The 2248-nt window shown below is 59.8% G+C and carries 3 protein-coding genes; 2 read left to right on the top strand and 1 reads right to left on the bottom strand.

Features of this window, described 5'->3' with window-relative positions; genetic code table 11:
• Window positions 1-180: 180 nt before the first annotated feature.
• A complete protein-coding gene (locus QMX98_RS34165) occupies window positions 181-699 on the top strand; it encodes a cupin domain-containing protein (protein WP_010458675.1) in 519 nt (172 codons plus the stop codon).
• Between the two features lie 104 nt (window positions 700-803).
• Here the strand turns inward: QMX98_RS34165 and QMX98_RS34160 are convergent, their stop codons facing one another.
• Window positions 804-1451, bottom strand: a complete 648-nt coding sequence (locus QMX98_RS34160; RefSeq protein WP_010458677.1) for a DUF480 domain-containing protein — start codon at window positions 1449-1451, stop codon at window positions 804-806.
• Window positions 1452-1590: 139 nt separating this feature from the next.
• Here QMX98_RS34160 and QMX98_RS34155 point away from each other — a divergent pair, with 139 nt between their 5' ends.
• A complete protein-coding gene (locus tag QMX98_RS34155; RefSeq protein ID WP_010458678.1) occupies window positions 1591-2100 on the top strand; it encodes a DUF1993 domain-containing protein in 510 nt (169 codons plus the stop codon).
• Window positions 2101-2248 lie beyond the last annotated feature (148 nt).

Below are 2248 nucleotides of genomic sequence, written 5' to 3'. Positions count from 1 at the left end.
AGCAGGCTCGCTCCCACAATGGATTGGCGTCGTACACATTTTTTGTGTCCGACAGAAAACCCTGTGGGAGCGAGCCTGCTCGCGATGGGCGCAACTCGGTCTCTCAAGTGCATCTGCCGCCTATACTCCCCGCCAGCAAAGACTTGCCGCCCCAACCAACAAACCGTGCCCGAGGTTCCCATGCATCCCCCCATTCTCAACCTGAATCAGGTCGAACTCGAACCGTTGCCCGAAGCCCTGGCGCCCACCGGTGATACCGCCGGCCGCTACCAACAGAGAATGGCCCGTGTCGGACAGCAGTTGGGGTCGCAAAAGCTCGGTTATCGGTTATACGTGCTGGAACCAGGCATGCGTGGCAGCCCGTTTCACAGCCATCGGGTCAACGAGGAGATGTTTTACGTCGTGGCCGGGGAAGGGGAGGTGCGCCTCGGTGCCGAACGGTTTCCGATCCGCGCCGGCGACGTGATCGCCTGCCCGCCGGGCGGTCCTGAAGCGGCGCACCAGATCATCAACACCAGCAAGGGCGAACTGCGCTACCTGGCGGTCAGCACCCAGCAATCGCCGGAGATTTGCGAGTACCCGGATTCCGGCAAATACGTGGTGATGGACCACTTCAAGGTCGACGCCGAAGGTAATCCCTCAGGCTTCGTCGCCATCGCCCGGCCGGGCGATGGCGTGGATTACTGGGACGGCGAGTAGCACTCCCTTTAGTAGGCGCGAGGCTTGCCCGCGAAGGCGATTTTCAGTTCGACGATAGTGTTGAATCGCTTTCGCGGGCAAGCTCCTACAAATCACAACGTTGGTTATTCGAGGCGCGCCAGGCGCTCTTCGAGTGCGGCAATCCGCGCTTCGAGCTCTTCGATTCGTTCAACCGACACACCGCTACCGGCACTGCGTTCGGCCGGGTTTTGCCGGGCGGCGAGGATGACTTCGATATCCGCCGGATCCCCCAGCGCATGCATATAGCGGTCTTCCCGCTGGCCGGCCTGACGCGGAATCAGCAGTGCCAATCCGCGAGCAATCAGACGTTCCAGTTGGTGCACAACCTGCTCGGCATCTTCAAACTCATGCATGCGTGCGCTGCGGGTCAGCAGTTCATTGACCGTCTGCGGACCGCGCAAAAACAACAGCCCCGTCAGAATCACCTGGGCCGGCACCAGTTCCAGCGCCTTGTCGACCTTATGTTCCCAGCGATCGGCACGGCTGCCCATCACCAGTTTGGTAAACCCGCGGCCTTCAAGGGCGCGCAGGCTCTGGCCGACCTGACCCTGAGTGAGGTTCATCACCGGTTCGCGACTGGTTTTCTGGTTGCAGGCAATCACCAGCGCATTGAGGGTCAGCGGATAGGTTTCCGGGCTGGTGGCCTGCTTCTCGATCAACGAGCCCAGAATGCGGATTTCCGTGCTGTTGAGGCGCGGCTCGTCGAAGGTCGTTTCTTGCTCAGTGCTCATCGCGCTTTTCCCTATGCAATCGAAGCATGCAGTCGAAGCCGCCTAGCCTAATCCTTGCTGGATAAAAGACAAGCCGCAGGAGGGGCGGGCATGGCTATAATCGGCCCACGTTTTCCTCCTGTCACCACACGAGACTGTCATGACTATTTCCCTGTATGCCGCTTCCGTTCCTGTTTTCAAACAAATGCTCAACGCCCTGAGCGACGTTCTGAACAAGGCCGAAGCCCACGCCACCGCCAAGAACATCGACCCGAACGCATTCCTGCAAGCCCGCCTGTACCCGGACATGTTCCCGCTGGTGCGTCAGGTGCAGATCGCCGTTGATTTCGCCAAAGGCGTGTCTTCGCGCCTGGCCGAGATCGAAGTGCCGAAGTACGACGACACCGAAACCACCTTCGCTGAACTGCAAGCCCTGATCACCAAGGTTCTGGCCTACATCGGCGAGATCAAGCCAGAGCAGATCGACGGCAAGGAAGGCATCGAGATCGTGACGCGTCCAGGCACGCCGAAAGAGAAGCGCTTCAGTGGCCAGGCTTACCTGCTGACCTACGGCCTGCCGCAGTTCTTCTTCCACGTCACCACCGCTTACGCACTGCTGCGTCACAACGGTGTGGAAGTGGGCAAGCGCGATTACATGGGCGCGTTCTAAACCGCCCGCGCACAAAAAAGCCCCCGCAGCCTGACGTTGCGGGGGCTTTTTCATGGGTAAGTATTATTCAACGATGCCGCAGATCCTGTGGGAGCGAGCCTGCTCGCGAAGGCGGTACATCAGCCAACATCATCGTTAAGTGTTGGTC

Origin of the sequence: Pseudomonas sp. PS02303, from assembly GCF_029959925.1 — a bacterium.
Taxonomy (GTDB): Bacteria; Pseudomonadota; Gammaproteobacteria; order Pseudomonadales; family Pseudomonadaceae; genus Aquipseudomonas; species Aquipseudomonas mandelii.
Note: the sequence above shows the minus strand (reverse complement) of the source record. Positions and strands in the feature narration are given on the sequence as shown.